Below are 24,128 nucleotides of genomic sequence, written 5' to 3'. Positions count from 1 at the left end.
AAGAAAATTTAACCAGGTCATGGTTTCCCCTCTCACTCCTGCCTATGTATCCCCTATGATTTCGCGCCGCGGTGAACCGATCCGGCTCTCAGGCATCTGTTCTTACGTTTGTCGCGTTTGGCCAAAGGCATTGTCCGAACTCCCTCACCACTCTCCGTTGCCAGGAACGGCTCGGGATTGCTTCGAATAAGGTTGTATTTATGCATCGTAGGAACCTGCTCAAAGCCTCCATGGCGTTCGCCGCCTACACCGGCCTATCCGCTTCCGGGCTCATGGCCGCGCGCGCCTGGGCCGCCGACCAGGCCGCCGACGGCGAAGCCCGGCCCTTTGACTTCAAAGGGTTGAAGGAACAGGCCCGGCGCCTGGCCGAACGTAGCTATGTCGATACCAAGCAAGTCTTGCCCGAAACCCTGGCGATGATGTCGCCGCTGCAGTTCAACGCCATCCGGTATGACGCCAACCATTCGCTATGGAATGAGCTGGACGGTCAGCTGGACGTGCAGTTCTTCCACGTCGGCATGGGCTTCAAGCAGCCGGTGCGCATGCACAGCGTCGATCCCAAGACCCGCATGGCCCGCGAGGTACACTTCCGCCCCGAGTTGTTCAACTATGAGAAAACCACGGTCAACACCTCCCAACTGAAGGGTGACCTGGGGTTCGCCGGGTTCCGTGCGTTCAAGGCTCCGGAACTGGACCGGCACGACATCGTTTCATTCCTGGGCGCCAGTTACTTCCGCGCGGTGGACGCCACCGGCCAGTACGGGCTTTCGGCCCGTGGATTGGCCATCGATACCTACGCCAAACGGCGTGAGGAATTCCCGGACTTCACCCAGTTCTGGTTCGAGACCCCGGAAAAGAACAGCACCCGCTTCGTGGTCTACGCCCTGCTCGATTCCCCCAGCGCTACCGGTGCCTATCGGTTCGACATCGATTGCCAGCCGACCCGGGTGGTGATGGAGATCGATGCCCACGTCAATGCCCGTACCGCCATCGAGCAACTGGGTATTGCCCCGATGACCAGCATGTTCAGCTGCGGCACCGTGGAGCGGCGCATGTGCGACACCATTCACCCCCAGATCCACGACTCCGACCGGCTGGCCATGTGGCGCGGCAACGGCGAATGGGTCTGCCGTCCACTGAACAACCCTGCCACCTTGCAGTTCAACGCCTTCGCCGACAAGAACCCGAAGGGCTTCGGCCTGGTGCAGAGCGACCATGATTTCGAGAGCTACCAGGACACCGTGGACTGGTACAGCAAGCGTCCAAGCCTGTGGGTCGAGCCTACGACCGCATGGGGAGAGGGCTCGGTGGACCTGCTGGAGATTCCTACGACCGGCGAAACCCTGGATAACATCGTCGCGTTCTGGTCGCCGAAGAAACCGGTCGCGGCCGGCGATTCGCTGAACTATGGCTACAAACTCTACTGGAGCGCCCTGCCGCCAGTGAGCACGGACCTGGCGCAGGTCCATGCGACTCGTTCGGGCATGGGCGGTTTCATCGAGGGCTGGGCGCCGGGCGAACATTACCCGACCGTCTGGGCGCGTCGCTTCGCCGTGGATTTCAATGGCGGCGGTCTCGACCAACTGCCACCGGGCACCGGCATCGAACCGGTGGTGACCTGCTCCCATGGCGAGGTGAAGGATTTCAACGTGCTGGTGCTGGATGCGATCAAGGGTTATCGCATCACCTTCGACTGGTACCCCACGGATGACCGTGTGGACCCGGTGGAAATGCGCCTGTTCATTCGCACCAAGGACCGGACCCTGAGCGAGACCTGGCTGTACCAGTACTTCCCGCCAGCGCCGGATAAGCGCAAGTATCCCTGACACAATCCGGGTGTCCGGGCTGGCCCATCGCGAGCCTGCTCGCGAGGGGGTCGACCCAGACACCGACTATCCCGACCCGATCAAACAACAAGCCCCGGCCAGAACGACCGGGGCTTGTTGTTTGATCGGCATTCAGTCCCGAAGATCCGACTCGTGGATCGGCTGGTCCCGATGCGTCGCCCGCTGGTACTGTGCCGGCCAGGTGGCCTTGCGTCCGCCCAGGTCATCATCGGCATGCAGGGCCCAGTACGGATCGCGCAACAACTCGCGGGCCAGGAAAATGATGTCTGCCTGGCAGGTGCGCAGGATGTGCTCGGCCTGGGCCGGCTCGGTGATCATGCCGACAGTGCCGGTGGCGATTTCCGACTCCTTGCGCACCCGCTCGGCGAAACGGGTCTGGTAGCCCGGACCGGTGGGGATCTCCGCATTCGCCGCGGTGCCGCCCGAGGATACGTCGATCAAGTCCACCCCCACCGCCCTGAGTCGCCGTGCCAGCTCGACGGTTTCATCGGGGTTCCAGCCATCCTCGACCCAGTCGGTGGCCGATACCCGCACGAACACCGGTAACTCCTCGGGCCATACGGCCCGCACCGCCTCGGTGACCTGAAGCACCAGGCGGATGCGATTCTCGAACGAACCGCCGTACAGGTCACGGCGCTGATTGCTCAACGGCGACAGGAACTGATGCAGCAGGTAGCCATGGGCCGCATGGACCTCGACCACTTTGAAACCGGCCGTCAGGGCGCGCCGGGCGGCCTCCACGAACGCCTGGATGACCGCATGGATCTGGCCTTCGTCCAGTTGGACCGGCTGGGTGTGCTGCGGATCGAAGGCAATCGGCGACGGACCGACCGGGGTCCAGCCGCCGTCCTCCGGCTTCACGCTGCCATGCTTGCCAAGCCAGGGGCGCCAGGTGCTGGCCTTGCGCCCGGCATGGGCCAGTTGAATGCCCGGCACGGCGCCCTGGGCAGTGATGAAGCGGGTGATCCGCTGCAGCGGTTCGATCTGTTCGTCGTTCCACAACCCGAGGTCCTGGGCGGTGATACGACCTTCGGCGGTGACGGCGGTGGCTTCGGTGAACACCAGGCCGGCGCCGCCCACGGCACGGCTGCCCAGGTGCACCAGGTGCCAGTCATTGGCCAGGCCATCGGCGCTCGAATACTGGCACATCGGCGACACCGCGATGCGATTGGGCAGGGTCAGTTGGCGTAGGGTATAGGGTTCCAGCAGCAGACTCATGGGGCACCTCTCGAATCAGTGGGCAGGCTCCAGGGTTCTGTTTGAAAAGTCGACGAGTGACAGAAGGTGCAACACCCGCCCCCGCGGGCAAAATAGAAATGGACAAGACGTCACAAGGGCTATCAACCAGTGCTTAGAGCCTAGTCGACAACCCGCAAGGATGGAGGGTTCAGAACTTAAAAACCGACGGTGTGACGCAATGGCGTCCCCCTGTGGCGAGGAGCTTGCTCCGGCAGGGCTGCGAAGCGGCCCCCGTCCAGCCATCACATCGCAAGAGGACGCAGGCGCGCCCAGCGCGAGCAAGCTCCCTCGCCACAAAGGCCCATCGGCTAGCGCGGTTCGATATGGGCAATCATCAACTGCACCGTTTCCTGACCACGGAACTCGTTGAGGTCGAGTTTGTAGGCCAGTTCGACCCAGCGCACAGTGGGGTTCGGCCACACCTCGCGGTCGATGCCGAAGGCGATGCCATCGAGCTTCACCGACCCGCACTCGCTCTTGAGGACGACCTTAAGGTGCCGTTCGCCCACCACGCGTTGTTCGACCAACTGGAACACGCCATGGAACATCGGCTCCGGGAAATGCTGGCCCCAGGGACCGGCATGGCGCAGCGCCCGGGCCAGTTCGAGGTGAAATTCCTCCACCGCCAGGGTGCCGTCCGACAACAGCCGGCCGGTCAGGTCTTCTTCGCGCAGCTGCCGGCGCACTTCCGCATCGAACGCCTCGGCGAACAGCGGGAAGTTCGCCTCGGGCAAGGTCAGCCCGGCCGCCATGGCGTGACCGCCGTACTTGCTGATCAGGGTGGGATGCTGCGCCGCCACCACGCTCAGCGCATCACGAATGTGAAAGCCCGGCACCGAGCGCCCCGAACCCTTGAGCAAGCCGTCCCCGGCATCGGCGAAGGCAATGGTCGGACGGAAATAGCGCTCCTTCATCCGCGAGGCGAGAATGCCGATGACCCCTTGGTGCCACTGGGGATCGAACAGGCACAAGCCGAACGGCATCGAGTCCACCGGCAGCTCCTTGAGCTGGGCCAGCGCCTCGCGCTGCATCCCCTGCTCGATGGATTTACGGTCCTGGTTCATGCCATCCAGTTGCGCGGCCATGTCCCAGGCCAGGTTCGGGTCGTCGGTGAGCAGGCATTCGATACCCAGGCTCATGTCATCCAGGCGCCCGGCCGCATTCAGTCGTGGTCCGAGGATGAACCCCAGGTCAGTCGAGGTGATGCGCGAGTGATCGCGCCGGGCGACTTCCAGGATGGCCTTGATGCCGGGACGGGCGCGCCCGGCGCGGATGCGTTCCAGGCCCTGGTGCACCAGGATCCGGTTATTGGCGTCCAGGGGCACCACGTCGGCGACGCTGCCCAGGGCCACCAGGTCCAGCAGCTCGCCGATGTTCGGCTGCGGTGTGTCGGCGTATCGGCCGAGGCTGCGCAGGCGCGCTCGCAGGGCCATCAGCACATAGAAAATGACGCCCACGCCAGCCAGCGCCTTGCTCGGGAATTGGCAGCCCGGCTGGTTCGGGTTGACGATGGCGTCGGCCGCCGGCAGTTCGGGCCCGGGCAAGTGGTGATCGGTGACCAGCACCTTGAGCCCCGCCGCTTTCGCCGCCGCCACGCCTTCCACGCTGGAAATGCCGTTATCCACGGTGATCAGCAATTGCGGCTCGCGGGCCAGGGCGACCTGGACGATTTCCGGGGTCAGCCCGTAGCCGTATTCGAAGCGGTTGGGAACCAGGTAATCGACATGAGCCGCCCCCAGCAGGCGCAGCCCCAGCATGCCCACCGTGCTGGCCGTCGCGCCGTCGGCATCGAAGTCGCCGACGATCAGGATCCGTTGGCGCTGCTCCAGGGCCGCCACCAGCAGGTCCACCGCGGCATCGATGCCCTTGAGCTGCTGGAAAGGGATCAGGCGCGCCAGGCTCTTGTCCAGTTCAGCCTCGGACTGTACGCCACGCGCCGCGTACAGGCGGGTCAGCAAGGGTGGCAGGTCACCAAGGAACGGCAGGGTGTCGGGCAGCGGGCGGGGTTCTATGCGCATGGGGTAGCAGACATTCTTCTGTAGATCATGGGGTCAATTGTGTCGCAGAGGGAGCGGTGCGGGAGCAAGCGCGCCCCCTACACGGTGTCATTCGCTCAACCGCGCTCGCCCAGCAACCATTGCAACTGCACTTCATGCTGCCCACGGTCGTCGGTGACGAAAATCGTCCCTTCGCTGATCATCACATCCCACTTGATCACGCGGGGCATGTCCTGGGCCAGGGTTTCCAGTACCTCTTGCGGAACGGCGGCGATATTGACGTTCTTCAGGCCCTTGACGGCCGGCACAACCTTGCCTTCCCACACCCGCAGGCTGCCATACGCCAGCAGGCTGGTGCGTTCGGTACGACGCGAGCACCAGGTCAGGCGCTCGGCATCGGGCTGGCCGACTTCGATCCAGTGCAGCACCCGATCATCCAGGCTTTTTTCCCACAGTGCGGGTTCGTCGACATCTGACAGACCCCGGCCAAATGACAGCTGCTCGTTGTACCAGAAGGCGTAGGCCAACAGGCGCACGGTCATGCGCTCTTCGGTTTCCGAAGGATGGCGGGCGATGGTCTGCTTCACGTTCTCGTAGATACCGCGATCGAGGTCGGTGAGGTTCAGTTCAAACTTGTAGGTCGTGGACGGCTGGGCCATGAACGGGCTTCTTGAGACGGGGAAAGTCGGCAAGTCTAACCGATGACGCGGGCATTCCGAGAATTGCCGACCATCGACTTGCGCCAGCGAGTGGCCTGCTTGACCCGGTGCGCGCGAAAGGCCCAGGGCGAGTAACCGCCATGGATTGGACGCGAGACATGCCAATGAGCCTGACAGAACATGCCATATAGGCGGCTGGCCTATGATAAAACCTCTATCCGTTCTGCCTTTGTCCTACAGGATCGCTCATGTCGCTCACTGCCAAACCCCTCGCCGGCGTCAAAGTCATCGAACTCGGCACCCTGATCGCCGGCCCTTTCGCTTCGCGGATCTGCGCCGAATTCGGCGCAGAGGTGATCAAGATCGAATCGCCGGACGGCGGCGATCCGCTGCGCAAGTGGCGCAAATTGTATGAAGGCACGTCCCTGTGGTGGTTCGTCCAGGCCCGCAACAAGAAGTCCCTCACCCTGAACCTCAAGCACCCCGAAGGCCTGGACATCCTCAAGAAGCTGATCGGCGACGCCGACATCCTGATCGAGAATTTTCGCCCCGGCGTGCTGGAAAAACTTGGCCTGGGCTGGGACGTGTTGCACGCGCTGAACCCGAAACTGGTCATGGTGCGCCTGTCAGGCTTCGGCCAGACCGGCCCGATGAAGGATCAACCGGGGTTTGGCGCGGTGGGAGAATCCATGGGCGGCCTGCGCTACATCACCGGGTTCGAGGATCGCCCGCCGGTGCGCACCGGGATCTCCATCGGCGACTCCATCGCGGCCCTCTGGGGCGTGATCGGTGCGCTGATGGCCCTGCGTCACCGCGAAGTCAACGGTGGCACCGGGCAAGTGGTGGACGTGGCCTTGTACGAAGCGATCTTCGCCATGATGGAGAGCATGGTCCCGGAATTCGACGTGTTCGGTTTCATTCGCGAACGCACCGGCAACATCATGCCGGGTATCACCCCGTCATCCATCCACACCAGCGCCGACGGCAAGCATGTGCAGATCGGCGCCAACGGCGATGCGATCTTCAGGCGCTTCATGCAGGTCATCGGGCGTGACGACCTGGCCAACGACCCGCAACTGGCCAGCAATGACGGCCGGGACAGCCGCCGCGACGAGTTGTATGGGGTCATCGACCGCTGGGTCAATTCCCTGCCCCTGGACGTCGTCATGGAGCGACTGAACAACGCCGACGTGCCGGCCAGTCGGATCTTCAGCGCCGAAGACATGTTCAGCGACCCACAATTCCTGGCCCGGGAGATGTTCCTGCAGGCCCGGCTGCCGGATGGCAAGCCGTTCAAGATGCCGGGTATCGTACCGAAACTCTCCGACACACCGGGCAGCAGCGAGTGGGTCGGCCCGGCCCTCGGCGAACACAATGCCCAGGTCCTCGGCGAACTGGGCTTCGATGCGCAGCAGATCGCTCGCCTGCGGTCGGAGGGGGCCATCTGAAGGCACTCGGCACCCGAAACGGGTGCCCCCCTTTTCAGCAGGCAAAAAGAAACCCCGAGAAGTGGGGAGACAACTCGAGGTTAAACGTGACCATTCAAGGTCCGTACAACAAGCGACAAGCACCGGAGCACAATGCTCGCTCTTGTTGGTAAAGGGTCTGACTCGTAAGGACGTAGGAAGGTTCCCACGACCTATCATTCAATTCGTTACGGGGATCACCTTGTCACGCGCCAGATTACGCAGTGCCGCAATCACACAGGGCTCCAGGCGCCCCTCGGCAATCATCACATCGCGATGCAGGCCATCGACCACGTCGGTCAGTTGACGTTTGTCGGTCAATTGCGCCTGGTTGAACATCCGCTCAACCATGATGGCCCCGGAGGCATTCCTGAGCGTCACCAGGCATTCACCCTTGGCGCCGGAAGGCGTCAGTGTGACCTGATAGGGGCTCAAGGCCTCACCCAGCAATAGGCTGATACTTTCCATTCGATCACCCTTCAATAGTCCGAAAACAACTGCATGTGCACAGTAAGTGACCGTGAGCCGCAGCAGAAAGTTCTTCAGCGCACCGAAACGGCTTGCTTCCAACCTGTTCGACCGAGCATGCGCGCCCAATATGACAGGCAAACAACAGTCCTGCCGGGACACGACCGCTTGGTGTCGCGACGCCTTCACTCAGCACGACGCCAGCGCCGCCCCGCATCGCTCCAGCCACCCAGGAGGCCGCGCAACTGCCCATCGGCGCCGTAGAACGGCACCGACCAATGGTAGATATCCCTCAGGCCGCCGTTGAACATCAGTTGGCGATCGATGAACCGAGACTGCCCCGTTCGCAGCTGCTGCATCATTTCCCCATGCAGCAGCTCGGCAGTGGCCGGGGGAAACGCCGTGGAGTCGGTCAGGCGCGTCCCACGCAGCTTTTCGAAGCGGATCGCGAAGTGCTCCTCATAGCTCCTGTTGCACATGAGCAGGCGCCCTTCCAGGTCACGGATGAAGATCGGATCGGGGATGGCATCCATCAACGCCCGCTGGAGCAGCAACTGGTCGTTGAGAATGGCCTCGGCCTTCAGCCGCTGGTCGATCTGTGCCTGCAGGCGCCGGTTCCACAGCAGCGACAGCAGGCCGAACACGCCAATCGCCACCACGCACCAGTAGCCCCATCGGGACACACGCAGCCAGAGCGATGGGGCCTGGCTGGGCACCACACCCGCCATCCATTTGCTGCGCAGGGCACGCATCTCTTCGGCCGGAAACGCTTCCAGAGCCTTATTCAGAATACTCAACAGTGGCAGCAGGTCCTGGCGGACAGCCAGATAATCCGGTTCCCACTTGCCCTCAAGGCTGTTTCCTACCTTCAACTGCCCGGCAGGATACAGGTGGACCCCGGTTTCATTCTCGATGGTGGCGTGAGCCTCACGGCTCTCCACCAGCGCCCTCGCCTCGCCGTAGGTCTTGACCGTGCGCAGTTCGATACTGGGGTAGTCGCGCCTGATCTCCGCCTCCAGGGCGTGCCGGGCCGGCAGCGCCAGGATCTTGCCCTTGAGCTGCTCCAGCGAATGGAGCGCCGAGTCCCCGTCACGCCCGACGAAGACCCAGCCCGAACCGCCGAATGCATGGCTGAAGGCAAGGAAGTCCCGGCGCTCGTCATTCATCGCCAGGGTGGTGGTCATGTCGGCTTGGCGGCCCTCCAGCATCGCCAGCAACTGGTCCGGAGAGAATGACTCCCGGTACACGAATTCCAGACCGGTCATTTGTGCGATGCGCTGGAGAATATCGTGGTTCAACCCATTCCACTGCCCCAGCTCATTCTTGAACAGGTACAGGGGAAACTGCATCGACGCCACGACGACCCTGGGGTGCTCCTCGATCCACTTGAGTTCCTGCGTGTCCAGCGCCAGCCCTTGGCCCGCCTTGAACGGTCGTGATTCCAGGGCCGCCAGTTGCGCCGTGCTCGCCCACTGCATCCAGCACATCAGGGCCAGACCTGTCGCCCAGCTCAGCGCTGGTTTGCATTTGATAAAAAACAACATCTGCATTTCCTTCGAGATGGCTCGCCCCGTCCCTCCAAGGGGCGAAAACCCGACCAGTTTGGCATGCAGAAACAAGAAAGCCCGTCAGGAGACGGGCTTCAAAATGTGACAGGTTTCAGCGGTCAGAGCGGCTTGCCGCGGTTGCCATGCTGGCTGACAAAGGCCTGTACGGCTTTCAAGTCATTAGGCAGCACGGTGCAGCGCTCTTCTCGCTCAAACAAATCAGAAAGGTGTGCAGGTAGTTCAAGCGCTTTTCCTACGCCTGCTTTCTCCACCGCGTCCGGGAACTTGACCGGGTGAGCGGTGCCCAGCACCACCATCGGAATGTCCAGGCTGCGACGGCACTCGCGGGCAGCCTTCACGCCGATGGCCGTGTGCGGATCGAGCAGTTCGCCGGATTGCTCGAATACCTCGGCGATGGTTTCGCAGGTCTGCGCATCATCCACGGCCAGGGAGTCGAACAGCTTGCGGGCCTCGGTCCAGCGCTCGGGCTCGACGCTGAAGCCGCCGCCCTGCCTGAAGCTGTCCATGAGGCCGGCAATCGCCGCACCGTTGCGCCCATGCAGGTCGAACAGCAGGCGTTCGAAGTTCGACGACACCATGATGTCCATGGATGGCGACAGCGTGGCGTGCAGGGTTTCCTTGACGTACTGGTTGCCGCTCATGAAGCGGTGCAGGATGTCGTTGCGGTTGGTGGCGACGATCAGCTGATTGATCGGCAGGCCCATGTTGCGCGCCAGGTAGCCAGCGAAGATATCACCGAAGTTGCCAGTGGGCACCGAGAACGCTACCGAGCGGGCCGGGCCGCCCAACTGCAGGGCCGCGTGGAAGTAATAGACGATCTGGGCCATGATCCGCGCCCAGTTGATCGAGTTTACCGCCACCAGGCGTGTGCCCTTGAGGAAGCCCTGGTCGGCGAAGCTGGCCTTGACCATTTCCTGGCAATCGTCGAAGTTGCCTTCGATGGCGATGTTGTGGATGTTTTCGCCGAAAATCGTCGTCATCTGCCGGCGCTGCACTTCCGAAACACGGTTGTGCGGGTGCAGGATGAAGATATCGACGTTCTCGCAGTGCTTGCAGCCTTCGATGGCGGCCGAACCGGTATCGCCGGAGGTCGCGCCGATGATCACCACACGCTCGCCACGCTTTTGCAGCACGTAGTCCAGCAGGCGACCCAGCAGCTGCAGGGCGAAATCCTTGAACGCCAGGGTCGGGCCGTGGAACAGCTCCATCACCCACTCGTTACCGTTGAGCTGACGCAGCGGTGCGATGGCATTGTGGGAAAAGACGCCGTAGGTTTCTTCCAGGATCTTCTTGAAATCGGCATCCGGGATGCTGCCGGTGACGAACGGGCGCATGACCCGGAACGCCAGCTCGTGATACGGCAGGCCGGCCCAGGAAGCGATTTGCTCCTGGGTGAAACGCGGCAGGTTTTCCGGCACGTAGAGGCCGCCGTCCGTGGCCAGGCCGGCCAGCAGGACATCTTCGAAATTCAGGGCCGGTGCCTGGCCGCGGGTGCTGATATAGCGCATAGGGGCAAACCTTTGGTTTGAGCCTCAAGCTTCAAGCGGCAAGCCTCAAGTGAGAGCAGATCTGCTTTTACCTGGAGCTTGCAGCGTGCTGCTTGCAGCCTTGATTAATTCAAATGCTCGACGCGGATACGGACCACGGGGCCCACCACGCCCTGGAGCGCTTCCAGCGCGGTGATCGCGTCGTTGATGCGCTGCTCGACCACACGGTGGGTCAGCAGGATCATCGGCACCAGGCCATCGTGCTCTTCGACTTCCTTCTGCATGATCGACTCGATGTTGATGCCACGCTCCGAAAGAATACTCGCCACTTGGGCCAACACGCCCGGGTGATCCTTGGCCTGGATACGCAAGTAGTAGGAGCTTTCGCACGCTTCGATCGGAAGAATCGGGTGAGCCGACAACGAGTCTGGCTGGAAGGCCAGGTGAGGCACACGGTTTTCCGGGTCTGAAGTCATGGCGCGAACCACGTCCACCAGGTCGGCCACCACCGAAGAGGCCGTCGGCTCCATGCCTGCGCCAGCGCCGTAGAACAGCGTAGAACCGGAGGCATCGCCGTTGACCATCACCGCGTTCATCACCCCGTTGACGTTGGCGATCAGGCGGTCGGCCGGAATCAGCGTCGGGTGCACGCGCAGTTCGATGCCACTGACGGTGCTGCGTGCCACGCCCAGGTGCTTGATGCGATAGCCCAGGGCTTCGGCATAGTTCACATCGGCGGTGGTCAGTTGGGTGATGCCCTCGGTGTAGGCCTTGTCGAACTGCAACGGAATGCCGAACGCGATGGAAGCCAGGATCGTCAGCTTGTGGGCCGCGTCGATGCCTTCCACATCGAATGTCGGGTCGGCCTCTGCGTAGCCCAGGGCCTGGGCTTCGGCGAGTACGTCCTCGAAGGTACGACCCTTCTCGCGCATTTCGGTGAGGATGAAGTTACCGGTACCGTTGATGATGCCGGCGACCCAGTTGATACGGTTGGCCGAGAGGCCTTCGCGAATCGCCTTGATCACCGGGATGCCACCGGCCACGGCGGCTTCGAAAGCCACGATCACGCCCTTCTCCCGGGCCTTGGCGAAAATTTCATTACCGTGAACAGCGATGAGCGCCTTGTTCGCGGTGACCACATGCTTGCCATTGTCGATGGCCTTGAGTACCAGCTCGCGGGCAACGGTATAGCCGCCCACCAGCTCTATGACGATGTCGATCTCAGGGTTCGTGGCCACTTCGAAGACATCGTTGGTAATCGCAATACCGGTCGTCTGGAACTGAGGCTTTGGCGTGCGCGTGGCAATCTGTGCCACCTGGATCCCACGCCCGGCACGACGAGCAATTTCCTCGGCGTTGCGCTGAAGTACGTTGAAGGTGCCGCCACCGACGGTACCTAACCCACAGATGCCTACTTTGACCGGATTCACTCTTGACTCCCCATGAAACGGCCGACACAAGGTCGGCCGTGAAATACAGCCGCGCAGCTACGCGACTTTGTGTTTAACGGCCCGACGAAGGTTTTCGCCGAGCCGTGATCTTCAACAGCGGATCATTCATGCTCATTTCGCGCCAAGGGCCAGTTTGGCGACTTGTGGCGCCGGCTGGTAGCCCGGAATTACCTGACCATCGGCCAAAACAATTGCCGGTGTACCGTTCACACCTATTGACTGACCGAGGGCAAACTGCTTGGAGACCGGGTTCTCGCATTTGGCGGACTTGATTTCCTTGCCATCGACCATCTTGTCCATGGCCGCTTTCTTGTCCTTGGAACACCATACCGCCTGCAACTGCTCATCGCCCGGCGATCCCAGGCCCTGGCGCGGGAACGCCACATAGCGCACTTCGATGCCGCGCTTGTTCAGCTCCGGCACTTCGGCGTGCAGCTTGTGGCAATACGGGCAGGTGGTGTCGGTGAACACGGTGATGTGGGACTTGGTCTCGCCCACCGCCGGATACACCACGGTTTCGGCCACCGGGATACCGTTGATCAGCTTGGAAATGCCCTGGCGCTCGGTGAGCTCGGTCAGGTTGACCGGCTTGCCGTCCTTGAGCTCGAACAGGTTGCCCTGGACGATGTACTGGCCATCGGCGCTGGCGTAGAGCACACGACTGCCCTTGAGCTTGACTTCATACAGGCCGGACATGGGGCTGGCGGAGATGGCTTCGATCGGCACTTCGATCTGGAGGTTTTCCAGGCTCTTGCGAATAGCCTTGTCGGCCGCGTCGTCGGCGATGGCAAAGGTGCTGGCCAGCGCAAGGGCGGCGGCGGTGAACAACTGGGTCAAGCGCATGGGGACTCCTGAGGCGAACAAATGGGACGAGAAACGCCGACACGAATTCGGGTTCCAACCGCCCACTGTGCAAACCGCCCAAGCCTACCACATAAGGCTGGCGTGACCGAATGCCGCTGACGCACGACAACACGCAATGCATGAGGACAAGACTTGTGGCGAGGGGCGCTTATCCGCGTGGATGATGCTTCGCATGCAGGTCCTGCAGCCGTGCCCGGGCCACATGGGTATAGATCTGGGTGGTGGACAGGTCGCTATGACCCAACAGCATCTGCACCACCCGCAGGTCGGCACCGTGGTTGAGCAGATGCGTGGCGAAAGCATGGCGCAGGGTGTGGGGCGAAAGGGACTTGCCGATCCCGGCCACCTTGGCCTGATGCTTGATACGGTGCCAGAAGGTCTGGCGGGTCATCTGCTCGCCGTTGCGGCTGGGGAACAGGACATCGCTGGGGCGCCCGGCCAGCAGCTCGTTGCGGCCATCGCGCAGGTAACGCTCCACCCATACAATCGCCTCTTCACCCATCGGCACCAGGCGCTCCTTGCTGCCCTTGCCCATCACCCGCAGTACCCCCTGGCGCAGGTTGACCTGTTCCAGGGTGAGGCTGACCAGCTCGGTGACCCGCAGGCCGCAGGCATACAACACCTCCAGCATGGCACGGTCGCGCTGGCCGATGGCTTCACTGAGGTCCGGCGCTGCCAGCAGGGCCTCCACGTCGGCTTCGGACAAGGATTTAGGCAACGGACGGCCCAGTTGCGGCATTTCCACCCGCAGGGTCGGGTCCACCGCGATGAGCTTTTCCCGCAGCAGGTAGCGATAGAACCCACGCAGCCCGGAGAGAAACCGTGCGGTCGAGCGGGGTTTGTAGTTTTGCTCCAGGCGCCACGACAAATGATCGAGGATCAGCTCCCGCCCGGCATGGGCCAGCTCCAGGTCTCTTTCCTGCAACCAGCCATTGAACAGCGCCAGGTCGCTGCGATAGGCGTCTCGAGTGTTATCCGAGAGGCCCTTCTCCAGCCACAGGGCATCGAGAAACTGGTCTATCAGGGGATGATCGATGGCAGGCATAAAGACTCATCAAGGGTGTCGGGGGCACGACATCGAAATGGGAAACGAAAGTAGGCAGGGTGCGCAAAGACCACATTCCAGGCAACAAAAAAGCAGCCCGCAGGCTGCTTTTTTTGCATCGGAAGCTGGACTTAAGCCAGTTTTTCCTTGATGCGTGCTGCTTTACCAGACAGGTCGCGCAGGTAGTACAGCTTGGCTTTACGCACGTCACCGCGACGCTTGACAGCCATGCTGTCGATTTGCGGGCTGTAGGTCTGGAAAGTACGCTCTACGCCAACACCGTTGGAGATTTTACGAACGGTGAAAGCACTGTTCACGCCACGGTTGCGCTTGGCGATAACGACGCCTTCGAATGCCTGCAGACGGGAACGGTCACCTTCCTTCACTTTCACCTGGACGACGATGGTGTCGCCTGGGGCAAAGGTAGGGATTTCTTTGGTCATCTGCTCTGCTTCGAGTGCAAGAATGATTTTGTTGGTCATGCTGTGCTCCTAAGGCAAGTCTTTGGACTTACCATCGATACGTTGTGAACTATCGTCCCGCTCGTGGATATATTCCTCGAGCAGCTTCTTCTCTTCTCCAGAAAGCGAGCGGCTTTCCAGAAGATCGGCGCGTCGTTCCCAGGTCCGACCAAGGGACTGCTGTAAACGCCAACGCCGGATGTGCGCGTGGTTGCCACTCAGCAACACGTCGGGAACACGCTGATCCGCATACACCTCCGGTCGGGTGTAGTGCGGGCAATCCAGCAGACCATCCGTAAAGGAATCTTCCTCAGCGGAATCTGCATGCCCTAAAGCTCCAGGCAGCAGTCGTGTAACCGCATCGATCAGGACCATCGCCGGCAGCTCGCCGCCAGACAGTACATAGTCGCCAATCGACCACTCTTCATCGACATGAGCTTCAATGAAACGCTCGTCAATGCCTTCATAACGGCCGGCAATCAGGATCAATGCATCCGAATTCGCCAGCTCGCGTACCGCCGACTGAGTCAGCTGACGGCCTTGGGGCGACAGGTAGATCACCTTCGCACCCTCCCCGGCTGCCGCCCTGGCCTGAACCAGTGCATCTTCCAGGGGCTTGATCTTCATCACCATGCCCGGACCACCGCCAAACGGGCGATCGTCCACAGTGTGATGCCGATCCGTGGTGTAGTCCCGCGGATTCCAACAGGTCAGCTGCAAGAGCTCCTGTTTCACCGCGCGGCTGGTTATGCCGTACTCGCTGATGGCGGAAAACATCTCGGGAAACAGCGTGATGACTTCAACGCGCAAATTGGCCACGTTCAGAAATCCGCATCCCATTCCACCTTCATCTCGCCTGCCTCCAGGTCGACGGCCAACACGCACTGCCCGGTATAGGGCAACAGGCGCTCGCGATCATCCAGGCTGCCGACGCAAGGCTTTACCACCATGACATCGTTCGAACCGGTCTCGAGCAGGTGATCGATTTTCCCGAGCAGTTGCCCGAGTTGGTCGATGACCTTCAGACCAACCAGCTGGTACCAGTAGTACTCGCCGTCGGTCAGTTCAGGGAACAGGTTGCGCGGCACGCAGATCTCATAACCGGCCAGAAGACGTGCTTCTTCACGATCGTCGAGACCCTTGAGCTTCGCGACCAGGAACTTGTCGTTCCCGCGTCCGCTGACCAGCTCAACCTGCTTCACGCTGCCTTCGCGCTTTAGCGTCCAGGCCTTGTAGTTCAACAGGTTCTTGATCGGATCAGTAAAGGAATAAACCTTCACTTCGCCGCGAACGCCATGTACAGAATAGATTTTGCCGACAACGATCAGATCATCAGCATCTTTTGGCGTCGCGTTCATATTGCTCAGGCCGCAGCCTTAGCCGATTCCTTCAACAACTGAGCAACACGCTCAGAAGGTTGTGCACCAACGCTCAGCCAGTAGGCAACGCGCTCTTGGTTCACGGACAGACGAACTTCCTGACCACGGGCGATAGGGTTGAAGAAACCAACCTGCTCTTTGTGGGAACCGTCACGCGGGTTGCGGCTGTCGGTTACGGTCAGGTGGTAAAACGGGCGCTTTTTGGAGCCGCCAAGGGCAAGACGGATTGTTAGCATGTGAACATCGTTCCTGTAGTCGGTGCTGCAAATCTAAATGCACAGCGGGCATGGGTGCCCGAAAGGCCGCATATTCTAAGGAATATCCAGACTTTTGCAAATGACTTTTTCCGGCGAGTGCCGGCCTGCCATTCAGATCTGCGACGTTCAGCGCCCGCCGGAGACGGGTTGGCTGGAGATCCCGCGTCCCCGCGGGTAACGCCGGCATGAAGCCGGCGGCTGGATTCTTTACAGCTTGGGCATGCCGCCGCCGGGCAACATACCGCCCATGCCGCGCATCATCTTGGCCATCCCGCCCTTGGCGGAGAATTTCTTCATCATCTTCTGCATCTGCTTGTGCTGCTTGATCAAGCGCCCGATGTCCTGCACCTGGGTGCCGGAACCCATGGCGATCCGACGCTTGCGCGAACCGCTGATCAGGTCAGGGTCGCGGCGCTCGGCCGGGGTCATGGAGTTGATGATGGCTTCCATCTGCTTGAACTGTTTTTCAGCCGCGCTCTGGGCATTGCCCATCTGCGCCAGGTTCACGCCACCGATGCTCGGCAGCTTGTCCATGAGGCCGCCGAGGCCGCCCATGTTCTTCATCTGTTGCAGCTGGTCGCGGAAATCCTCCAGGTCGAAGCCCTTGCCCTTCTTCAGCTTCTTGGCCAGTTTGTCGGCCTTTTCCTTGTCGAGGGTCTGTTCGGCCTGCTCGATCAGGCTGAGCACGTCGCCCATGCCCAGGATGCGCGACGCGATACGCTCGGGGTGGAACGGTTCGAGCGCTTCGCTCTTCTCGCCCATACCGATGAACTTGATCGGTTTGCCGGTGATGGCGCGCACCGACAGCGCGGCACCGCCACGGGCGTCACCGTCGACCTTGGTCAGGATCACACCGGTGAGCGGCAGCGCGTCACCGAACGCCTTGGCGGTGTTGGCCGCATCCTGGCCGGTCATGGCGTCGACCACGAAGAGGGTTTCCACCGGGTTGACCGCGGCGTGCAACGCCTTGATCTCGCCCATCATCTCTTCGTCGATGTGCAGGCGACCGGCGGTGTCGACAATGACCACGTCGATGAACTTGAGCTTCGCTTCCCGGATGGCCGCCTGGGCGATATCCACCGGCTTCTGGCTCAGGTCGGAGGGGAAGAACGTCACGCCGATGTCGTTGGCCAGGGTTTCCAGCTGCTTGATCGCTGCAGGGCGGTAGACGTCCGCGGACACCACCATCACCGACTTCTTCTTGCGCTCCTTGAGCAGGCGCGCCAGCTTGCCGGCAGTGGTGGTCTTGCCCGCGCCCTGCAGGCCGGCCATCAACACCACCGCTGGCGGCACGGCGCTCAGGTTCAGGTCCTCGTTGGCAGCGCCCATCAGGCTTTCGAGTTCGGCCTGGACGATCTTCACGAACGCCTGGCCCGGCGTCAGGCTGCGCGACACCTCGGTGCCGACGGCGCGTTCCTTGACCGAATTGACGAAGTCCTTGACCACTGGCAGGGCGACGTCGGCCTCAAGCAACGCCATGCGCACTTCGCGCAGGGTGTCTTTGATGTTGTCCTCGGTCAGTTTCGCCTTGCCGGTGACATGGCGCAGCGTCTGCGAGAGACGGTCGGTTAGGTTTTCAAACATGCGCGATCCTTTCGGGCCCGGATGGGGCCGGGATAATGGCGGCCCAGACCGTGAAGAAATGTGCTCGGCGAGCCTGCGGCGTGGGCAGGTCGCGGATTATAGCGAAGAAGCGTGCGGCGTACACCTGGTGACTCCGGTGGTCTTTCGTACGGTATGGGTTCTATGCCAAACTCAGCGCCTTTCGGGCCTGCCTAACAGGATTTATGCTCCCCTTGTCACCCAGTTTGCTTGCCTCCCTCGCCGCCGCCTGCCTTTATGCCGCTGCGACCCTCTATCAAGGCACCCGCCTGGCCTCCGGTGCCAGGGCGAACAAGCGCCTGCTGGTCACGCTCGGCGTGCTGGCGGTGCTCGGCCACGCGGCCAGCCTTTATACCCACCTGATGACGCCGATCGGCCTGGGCCTGGACTTCTTCAATGCCGCCAGCCTGATCGCCGTGGCCGTGATCGGCCTGACGCTGCTGGCCTGCTCGCGCATCCCGGTGGAAAACCTCCTCGTGCTGCTGTTCCCACTGGGATTGGCCACGGTGCTGCTGGCGCAGTTCGCACCATCGGGTACGGTCCAGATCATCGATGAGGAACCGGGGATCCTGGCCCACATCCTGCTATCGATCCTGGCCTACGGGCTATTCACCATCGCCGTGTTCCAGGCCCTGCTGCTGCTGGTGCAGGACCACCAGCTCAAGCACAAGCACCCTTCCGGGCTGATCCGCAACTTCCCGCCGCTGCAGACCATGGAGAGCCTGCTGTTCGGTTTCCTCTGGGCCGGCTGGACCCTGCTGTCGCTGTCGCTGATCTCCGGCTGGCTGTTCGTCGAGAACCTGTTCGCCCAGCACCTGGTGCACAAGACTCTGCTGGCCTGCCTGGCATGGGTGGTGTTCAGCGTGCTGCTCTGGGGCCGCAACCGTCTCGGCTGGCGCGGCCATAAAGCCATTCGCTGGACCCTGGCCGGCTTCTGCCTGCTGATGCTGGCTTATTTCGGCAGCAAACTGGTCCGCGAATACATCCTGCATATCTGACGGACGGCACTGATGGATAGGTTGCCCGCGGGGCCGCTGCTCGCTGTACTGGTGGTGCTGATCCTCTGGGCGGGGCTGTTCACAGCCATAGAAGCCGCTCGCTCGCACCTGTTGACGCTGCGCCAGGCCTCCCGGAGCGGCGACAAACCCCTGGCGAAGCTGCATTTTCCCCTGACCAGCCTGATCCTGGGCAACACCCTGTGCCGCACCCTAGCGGTGGTGATCGCCACGCTGCTGAGCCTCTTCACCTGGCTGGACAACGGCCCGTGGATCGCCTGGCTCGCCACTGGCGCGGCGTTGCTGGTCCTGGCCGACTACCTGCCTCGCACCCTGGCCCAGCGCTATCCCGATGCGGTGCTGGCGCTGGGCAACGCCCTGCTTGCCGTCCCCTTGAAGCTGGTTTATCCACTGGCCTGGCTGCTGAACGGGCTCAGCGAGCTATTGCTGCGCCCCTTCGCCCGCAAGGCCAGCGCCGTGCAGCAGAGCGATGACGACATGCTCCTGCCCCGCGCCGAACATGACCCTGAACACAGCACCGGGCGTCCCCATCCGGTTTCCGGCATCCACGCCCTGGACAACATCACCGTCAACGACATCCTGGTCCCCCGCAGCGAAGTCGATGGAATCAATCTCGACGACCCCATCGGCGACATCATCGAGCAGTTGCGCCTGAACCGTCGTACCCGGCTGCCGGTTTTCCACAGCGATATCAACCAGGTCGAGGCGGTGCTCAACACCCGCCAGGTCCGCCACCTGCTGGCGGACGCCAGCCTGACCAAGGAAGCACTACTGGCCGCCTGCCACGACCCTTACTTCGTTCCCGAAAGCACACCGCTGCAACTGCAATTGCTGAATTTCCACAAGCAACAGCGCCGCCTGGGCATGGTGGTGGACGAATACGGCGAAGTACTGGGCATCGTCACCCTGGAAGACATCCTCGAGGAGATCGTCGGCGAGTTCGAAAGCGAGCACAGCCTCGACAACCCGCACGTTCATCCCCAGCCCGACGGACGCCTGATGATCGATGGTGCGGCGTCGATCCGCGAATTGAACAGGACCCTGGGCTGGCACTTGCCCTGCGACGGTCCCAAGACCCTCAACGGGCTGGTCACCGAAGCGCTGGAGACCATTCCCGAAAGCCCGGTGTGCCTGAAGATCGGCCGCTACCGGCTGGAGATCATCGAAACCGTGGACAACCGCGTCAGCCAGGTACTGGCCTGGCTGTAGAAACAAACGCTCACCGGTGTTCGACCCATAATAATAAATCGCTCCAACGGAGCACATGACTGTCAGGGATAACCGCATGACGACGACCACCACCTGCAACGACGCTGTGCCCGCCCAACCGACAAACTCCACTACCCGCGTGGCGACCGCGAGCTTCATCGGCACCGCCATCGAATTCTACGACTTCTACGTCTATGCCACGGCCGCCGCCCTGGTGATCGGACCGGTATTCTTCCCGCAGACATCCGGCACGGCACAGATGCTGTCGTCCTTCCTGACATTCGGTATCGCCTTCCTCGCCCGCCCGTTGGGTTCGGCGCTGTTCGGTCACTTCGGCGACCGGATCGGGCGCAAGTCCACCCTGGTGGCCTCCCTGCTGCTCATGGGCATCTGCACCACGCTTATCGGCGTGCTGCCCGGCTACGCCAGCATTGGCGCCTGGGCACCGTTGCTGCTCTGCCTGCTGCGCTTCGGCCAAGGCCTGGGGCTGGGAGGCGAATGGGGCGGGGCCGCACTGCTGGCCACGGAGAATGCGCCCAAAGGCAAGCGCGCCTGGTTCGGCATGTTCCCCCAACTGGGCCCCTCCATCGGTTTCCTGGCGGCCAACGGGCTGTTCCTGAGCCTGGCCATGGGCCTGGACGACGAGCAGTTTCGCTCCTGGGGCTGGCGGATCCCGTTCCTGCTCAGCGCCGTGCTGGTGATCGTCGGCCTCTATGTGCGCCTCAAGCTCCATGAAACGCCGGTCTTCGCCAATGCCGTGGCCCGTCAGGAGCGGGTGAAGGTGCCGCTGGTGGAGCTGTTCAGCCAGTATTGGGCACCGACGTTGCTGGGCGCGGCGGCGATGGTGGTGTGCTACGCGCTGTTCTACATTTCAACGGTGTTTTCCCTGAGCTACGGGGTCGCCACCCTCGGCTACAGCCGAGAGACATTCCTGGCCCTGCTGTGCTTCGCCGTGCTGTTCATGGCCGCCGCCACGCCCTTGTCGGCCTGGGCCAGCGATCGCTTCGGCCGCAAACCGGTGCTGATCGTTGGTGGCGTGCTGGCGATTGCCTCGGGCTTTCTCATGGAACCCCTGCTGACCCACGGCTCGACCTGGGCCGTGGCCCTGTTCCTGTGCGTCGAGCTGTTCCTGATGGGCGTGACCTTCGCGCCGATGGGCGCCTTGCTGCCGGAACTGTTCCCCACGCATGTGCGTTATACCGGCGCTTCGGCGGCTTATAACCTGGGAGGCATCGTCGGCGCCTCGGCTGCCCCGTTCTTCGCCCAGAAGCTGGTGGCAATGGGCGGCCTGGGCTATGTCGGTGGCTACGTATCCGCGGCTGCGGTACTGAGCGTGATCGCCGTGCTGTGCCTGAAGGAAACCCGTCATAACGACCTGAACCGGGTTGCCTGACCCTCATCGTGGCGAGGGGGTTCGCTCCCTCGTCCACCCGCCCATCGCCAAACCTGTCACAAAGCTGAACGCCTCCCAATGAAATAACCGCTAACAATCCCCCACCATTGAAACCGCCCCCCACCTGCCCCATCTAAGAGCCATACTCCATTGCGCAGGTGCCCCAATGAGCGACCAGCACTCTACTGAAGCCACGAACGACTACGCAGATTCCGAACACATCGAACATACCGTTTCCGGAACCGGCCTCGCCCTGCCCGGCCAAAGCCTGCCGGACAAGGTCTACATCATTCCCATCCACAATCGCCCGTTCTTCCCGGCCCAGGTGCTGCCGGTCATCGTCAATGAAGAACCCTGGGCCGAAACCCTGGAACTGGTAGCCAAGTCCGAACATCATTCCCTGGCCCTGTTCTTCATGGACACGCCCCAGGAAGACCCGCGCCATTTCGACACCTCGGCCCTGCCGCTATACGGCACGCTGGTCAAGGTCCATCACGCCAGCCGTGAAGCCGGCAAGCTGCAATTCGTCGCCCAGGGCCTGACCCGGGTGCGCATTCGCACCTGGCTCAAGCATCACCGCCCGCCGTACCTGGTGGAAGTCGAATACCCCCACCAGCCGAGCGAGCCGACCGACGAGGTCAAGGCCTATGGCATGGCGCTGATCAATGCGATCAAGGAACTGCTACCGCTCAATCCGCTGTACAGCGAAGAGCTGAAGAACTACCTCAACCGCTTCAGCCCCAACGACCCATCGCCGCTGACCGACTTCGCCGCCGCGCTCACCTCCGCCACCGGCAATGAGCTGCAGGAAGTACTCGACTGCGTGCCGATGCTCAAGCGCATGGAAAAAGTGCTGCCGATGCTGCGCAAGGAAGTGGAAGTGGTGCGCCTGCAGAAGGAGATTTCCGCCGAGGTCAACAGCAAGATCGGCGAACATCAGCGCCAGTTCTTCCTCAAGGAACAGCTCAAGGTCATCCAGCAGGAACTGGGGCTGACCAAGGACGACCGCAGCGCCGACCTCGAACAGTTCGAACAGCGGCTGGAGGGCAAGACACTGCCGGCCCAGGCCCGCAAGCGCATCGACGAGGAAATGAACAAGCTCTCCATCCTGGAGACCGGCTCGCCGGAATACGCCGTTACCCGCAATTACCTCGACTGGGCGACCTCGGTGCCATGGGGCGTGTACGGCCAGGACAAGCTCGACCTCAAGCATGCCCGCAAGGTGCTGGACCAGCACCACGCCGGCCTGGACGACATCAAGGACCGCATCCTGGAGTTCCTCGCCGTTGGCGCCTACAAAGGCGAGATCAGCGGCTCCATCGTACTGCTGGTGGGACCGCCCGGAGTGGGCAAGACCAGCGTGGGCAAGTCCATCGCCGAATCCCTCGGCCGGCCGTTCTACCGCTTCAGCGTCGGCGGCATGCGCGACGAAGCCGAGATCAAGGGCCACCGGCGCACCTACATCGGCGCCCAACCGGGCAAGCTGGTGCAGGCGCTCAAGGACGTCGAGGTGATGAACCCGGTGATCATGCTCGACGAGATCGACAAGATGGGCCAGAGCTACCAGGGCGACCCGGCCTCGGCCTTGCTGGAAACCCTCGACCCGGAACAGAACGTCGAATTCCTCGACCACTACCTGGACATGCGCCTGGACCTGTCGAAGGTGCTCTTCGTCTGCACCGCCAACACCCTGGATTCGATCCCCGGCCCGTTGCTGGACCGGATGGAAGTGATTCGCCTGTCGGGCTACATCACCGAAGAGAAGATCGCCATCGCCAAACGCCACCTGTGGCCCAAGCAGCTGGCCAAGGCCGGCGTGTCCAAGGGCAGCCTGAGCATCAGCGACAGCGCCCTCAAGGCGCTGATCGATGGTTATGCCCGAGAGGCCGGGGTGCGACAGTTGGAGAAACAGCTGGGCAAACTGGTACGCAAGGCCGTGATGAAGCTGATCGAGGACCCGAAGGCCGTGATCAAGCTCGGGCCGAAGGATCTCGAGGCCTCTCTGGGCAAACCGGTGTTCCGCAACGAGCAGGTGCTCTCGGGCGTCGGGGTGATCACCGGCCTGGCCTGGACCAGCATGGGCGGCGCCACCCTGCCGATCGAAGCGACCCGCATCCACACCCTGAATCGCGGTTTCAAGCTCACCGGACAGTTGGGGGAAGTCATGAAGGAGTCGGCGGAAATCGCCCACAGCTACGTCAGCTCACACCTGAAACAGTTCGGCGGCGATCCGAAATTCTTCGACGAGGCCTTCGTCCACCTGCATGTTCCCGAAGGCGCAACCCCCAAGGACGGCCCGAGCGCCGGGGTGACCATGGCCAGCGCCCTGCTGTCCCTGGCGCGCAACCAGCCACCGAAGAAAGCCGTCGCCATGACCGGCGAACTCACCCTGACCGGGCATGTGCTGCCGATCGGCGGCGTGCGGGAAAAAGTCATCGCGGCACGGCGGCAGAAAATCTTCGAACTGATCCTGCCGGAAGCCAACCGGGGCAACTTCGAGGAACTGCCGGACTACCTCAAGGAAGGCGTCACGGTGCACTTCGCCAAGCGGTTCGCGGATGTGGCGAAGGTGTTGTTCTGAGGGTTTTATAGACGCTGTACCGGCCTCATCGCGAGCCTGCTCGCGATGGCGCCATCAGCAACACCACATACCCGCCTGACACACCCGGTAGCATCTTCGGTTATGCTCGCCGTTCGTCGTGAATGCCGGAGCCCTTGCC

General features: G+C 62.2%; 20 protein-coding genes. 6 read left to right on the top strand and 14 right to left on the bottom strand.

All coding sequences use genetic code 11. The features are described 5' to 3' along the window. Positions 1–200 precede the first annotated feature (200 nt). The gene (locus tag AC1M7R_RS16485) at positions 201–1,826 is read left to right on the top strand and encodes a glucan biosynthesis protein D (RefSeq protein ID WP_072388070.1); all 1,626 of its coding nucleotides are present in this window, start codon (positions 201–203) and stop codon (positions 1,824–1,826) included. 132 nt (positions 1,827–1,958) lie between these two features. On the opposite strand, the gene AC1M7R_RS16480 is transcribed toward AC1M7R_RS16485, so the two are convergent. The 3 genes from AC1M7R_RS16480 to AC1M7R_RS16470 all read right to left on the bottom strand — a co-directional run bounded on the left by AC1M7R_RS16480 (position 1,959) and on the right by AC1M7R_RS16470 (position 5,742). Continuing rightward, positions 1,959–3,065 (bottom strand): NADH:flavin oxidoreductase/NADH oxidase, encoded by a 1,107-nt coding sequence (locus AC1M7R_RS16480; RefSeq protein WP_072388072.1) that lies wholly within the window; start codon positions 3,063–3,065, stop codon positions 1,959–1,961. 329 nt (positions 3,066–3,394) lie between these two features. Next, positions 3,395–5,104 carry a single-stranded-DNA-specific exonuclease RecJ gene (gene recJ / locus AC1M7R_RS16475; protein WP_076405385.1) on the bottom strand — a complete coding sequence of 570 codons (1,710 nt, stop codon included), beginning with the start codon at positions 5,102–5,104 and terminating at the stop codon, positions 3,395–3,397. A 95-nt stretch (positions 5,105–5,199) separates the two neighbouring features. Beyond that, on the bottom strand, positions 5,200–5,742 hold the full coding sequence (locus AC1M7R_RS16470; RefSeq protein ID WP_072388076.1) for a YaeQ family protein: 543 nt from the start codon (positions 5,740–5,742) through the stop codon (positions 5,200–5,202). Between the two features lie 248 nt (positions 5,743–5,990). Between AC1M7R_RS16470 and AC1M7R_RS16465 the strand changes: the two genes are divergently transcribed. After that, entirely contained in the window at positions 5,991–7,190 is a 1,200-nt protein-coding gene (locus tag AC1M7R_RS16465) for a CaiB/BaiF CoA transferase family protein (RefSeq protein WP_072459260.1), read from the top strand. Between the two features lie 198 nt (positions 7,191–7,388). On the opposite strand, the gene AC1M7R_RS16460 is transcribed toward AC1M7R_RS16465, so the two are convergent. The 11 genes from AC1M7R_RS16460 to ffh all read right to left on the bottom strand — a co-directional run bounded on the left by AC1M7R_RS16460 (position 7,389) and on the right by ffh (position 17,772). Continuing rightward, a complete protein-coding gene (locus AC1M7R_RS16460; RefSeq protein ID WP_072388080.1) occupies positions 7,389–7,676 on the bottom strand; it encodes a DUF3509 domain-containing protein in 288 nt (95 codons plus the stop codon). Between the two features lie 185 nt (positions 7,677–7,861). Beyond that, entirely contained in the window at positions 7,862–9,220 is a 1,359-nt protein-coding gene (locus AC1M7R_RS16455; RefSeq protein ID WP_072388082.1) for a transporter substrate-binding domain-containing protein, read from the bottom strand. A 122-nt stretch (positions 9,221–9,342) separates the two neighbouring features. Beyond that, positions 9,343–10,752, bottom strand: coding sequence for a threonine synthase (gene thrC, locus AC1M7R_RS16450; RefSeq protein WP_072388084.1), 1,410 nt, complete (start codon positions 10,750–10,752; stop codon positions 9,343–9,345). A gap of 104 nt (positions 10,753–10,856) precedes the next feature. Then, entirely contained in the window at positions 10,857–12,161 is a 1,305-nt protein-coding gene (locus AC1M7R_RS16445) for a homoserine dehydrogenase (RefSeq protein WP_072388086.1), read from the bottom strand. Positions 12,162–12,293: 132 nt separating this feature from the next. Further along, positions 12,294–13,025 (bottom strand): DsbC family protein, encoded by a 732-nt coding sequence (locus tag AC1M7R_RS16440; protein ID WP_072388088.1) that lies wholly within the window; start codon positions 13,023–13,025, stop codon positions 12,294–12,296. 169 nt (positions 13,026–13,194) lie between these two features. Beyond that, positions 13,195–14,091 (bottom strand): site-specific tyrosine recombinase XerD, encoded by an 897-nt coding sequence (gene xerD, locus AC1M7R_RS16435; RefSeq protein ID WP_072388090.1) that lies wholly within the window; start codon positions 14,089–14,091, stop codon positions 13,195–13,197. A 131-nt stretch (positions 14,092–14,222) separates the two neighbouring features. Next, positions 14,223–14,573 (bottom strand): 50S ribosomal protein L19, encoded by a 351-nt coding sequence (gene rplS, locus AC1M7R_RS16430; protein ID WP_003175895.1) that lies wholly within the window; start codon positions 14,571–14,573, stop codon positions 14,223–14,225. A gap of 9 nt (positions 14,574–14,582) precedes the next feature. Next, positions 14,583–15,392, bottom strand: a complete 810-nt coding sequence (gene trmD, locus AC1M7R_RS16425; RefSeq protein ID WP_172834632.1) for a tRNA (guanosine(37)-N1)-methyltransferase TrmD — start codon at positions 15,390–15,392, stop codon at positions 14,583–14,585. Beyond that, complete coding sequence (rimM, locus tag AC1M7R_RS16420) at positions 15,374–15,910, bottom strand: ribosome maturation factor RimM (protein ID WP_053152601.1); 537 nt, start codon at positions 15,908–15,910, stop codon at positions 15,374–15,376. The genes trmD and rimM overlap by 19 nt, the downstream gene beginning before the upstream one ends. A 5-nt stretch (positions 15,911–15,915) precedes the next feature. Beyond that, entirely contained in the window at positions 15,916–16,167 is a 252-nt protein-coding gene (gene rpsP / locus AC1M7R_RS16415) for a 30S ribosomal protein S16 (RefSeq protein ID WP_007927680.1), read from the bottom strand. A 228-nt stretch (positions 16,168–16,395) separates the two neighbouring features. Beyond that, positions 16,396–17,772 (bottom strand): signal recognition particle protein, encoded by a 1,377-nt coding sequence (gene ffh / locus AC1M7R_RS16410; RefSeq protein WP_072388092.1) that lies wholly within the window; start codon positions 17,770–17,772, stop codon positions 16,396–16,398. Between the two features lie 203 nt (positions 17,773–17,975). On the opposite strand from ffh, the gene AC1M7R_RS16405 reads away from it, so the two are divergent. From AC1M7R_RS16405 to lon, 4 genes are all read left to right on the top strand, one after another. Further along, positions 17,976–18,788: a cytochrome C assembly family protein gene (locus AC1M7R_RS16405; protein ID WP_072388094.1), complete on the top strand. Its 813-nt coding sequence runs from the start codon at positions 17,976–17,978 to the stop codon at positions 18,786–18,788. A 12-nt stretch (positions 18,789–18,800) separates the two neighbouring features. Beyond that, a complete protein-coding gene (locus AC1M7R_RS16400) occupies positions 18,801–20,015 on the top strand; it encodes a CNNM domain-containing protein (RefSeq protein WP_072388096.1) in 1,215 nt (404 codons plus the stop codon). 76 nt (positions 20,016–20,091) lie between these two features. Further along, the gene (locus tag AC1M7R_RS16395) at positions 20,092–21,408 is read left to right on the top strand and encodes an MFS transporter (protein ID WP_072388098.1); all 1,317 of its coding nucleotides are present in this window, start codon (positions 20,092–20,094) and stop codon (positions 21,406–21,408) included. A gap of 166 nt (positions 21,409–21,574) precedes the next feature. Continuing rightward, positions 21,575–23,989, top strand: a complete 2,415-nt coding sequence (lon, locus tag AC1M7R_RS16390; RefSeq protein ID WP_072388100.1) for an endopeptidase La — start codon at positions 21,575–21,577, stop codon at positions 23,987–23,989. Positions 23,990–24,128: the final 139 nt, after the last annotated feature.

Source organism: Pseudomonas sp. MS01C9, assembly GCF_058202755.1.
This window is presented reverse-complemented; position numbering and strand designations above follow the sequence as displayed.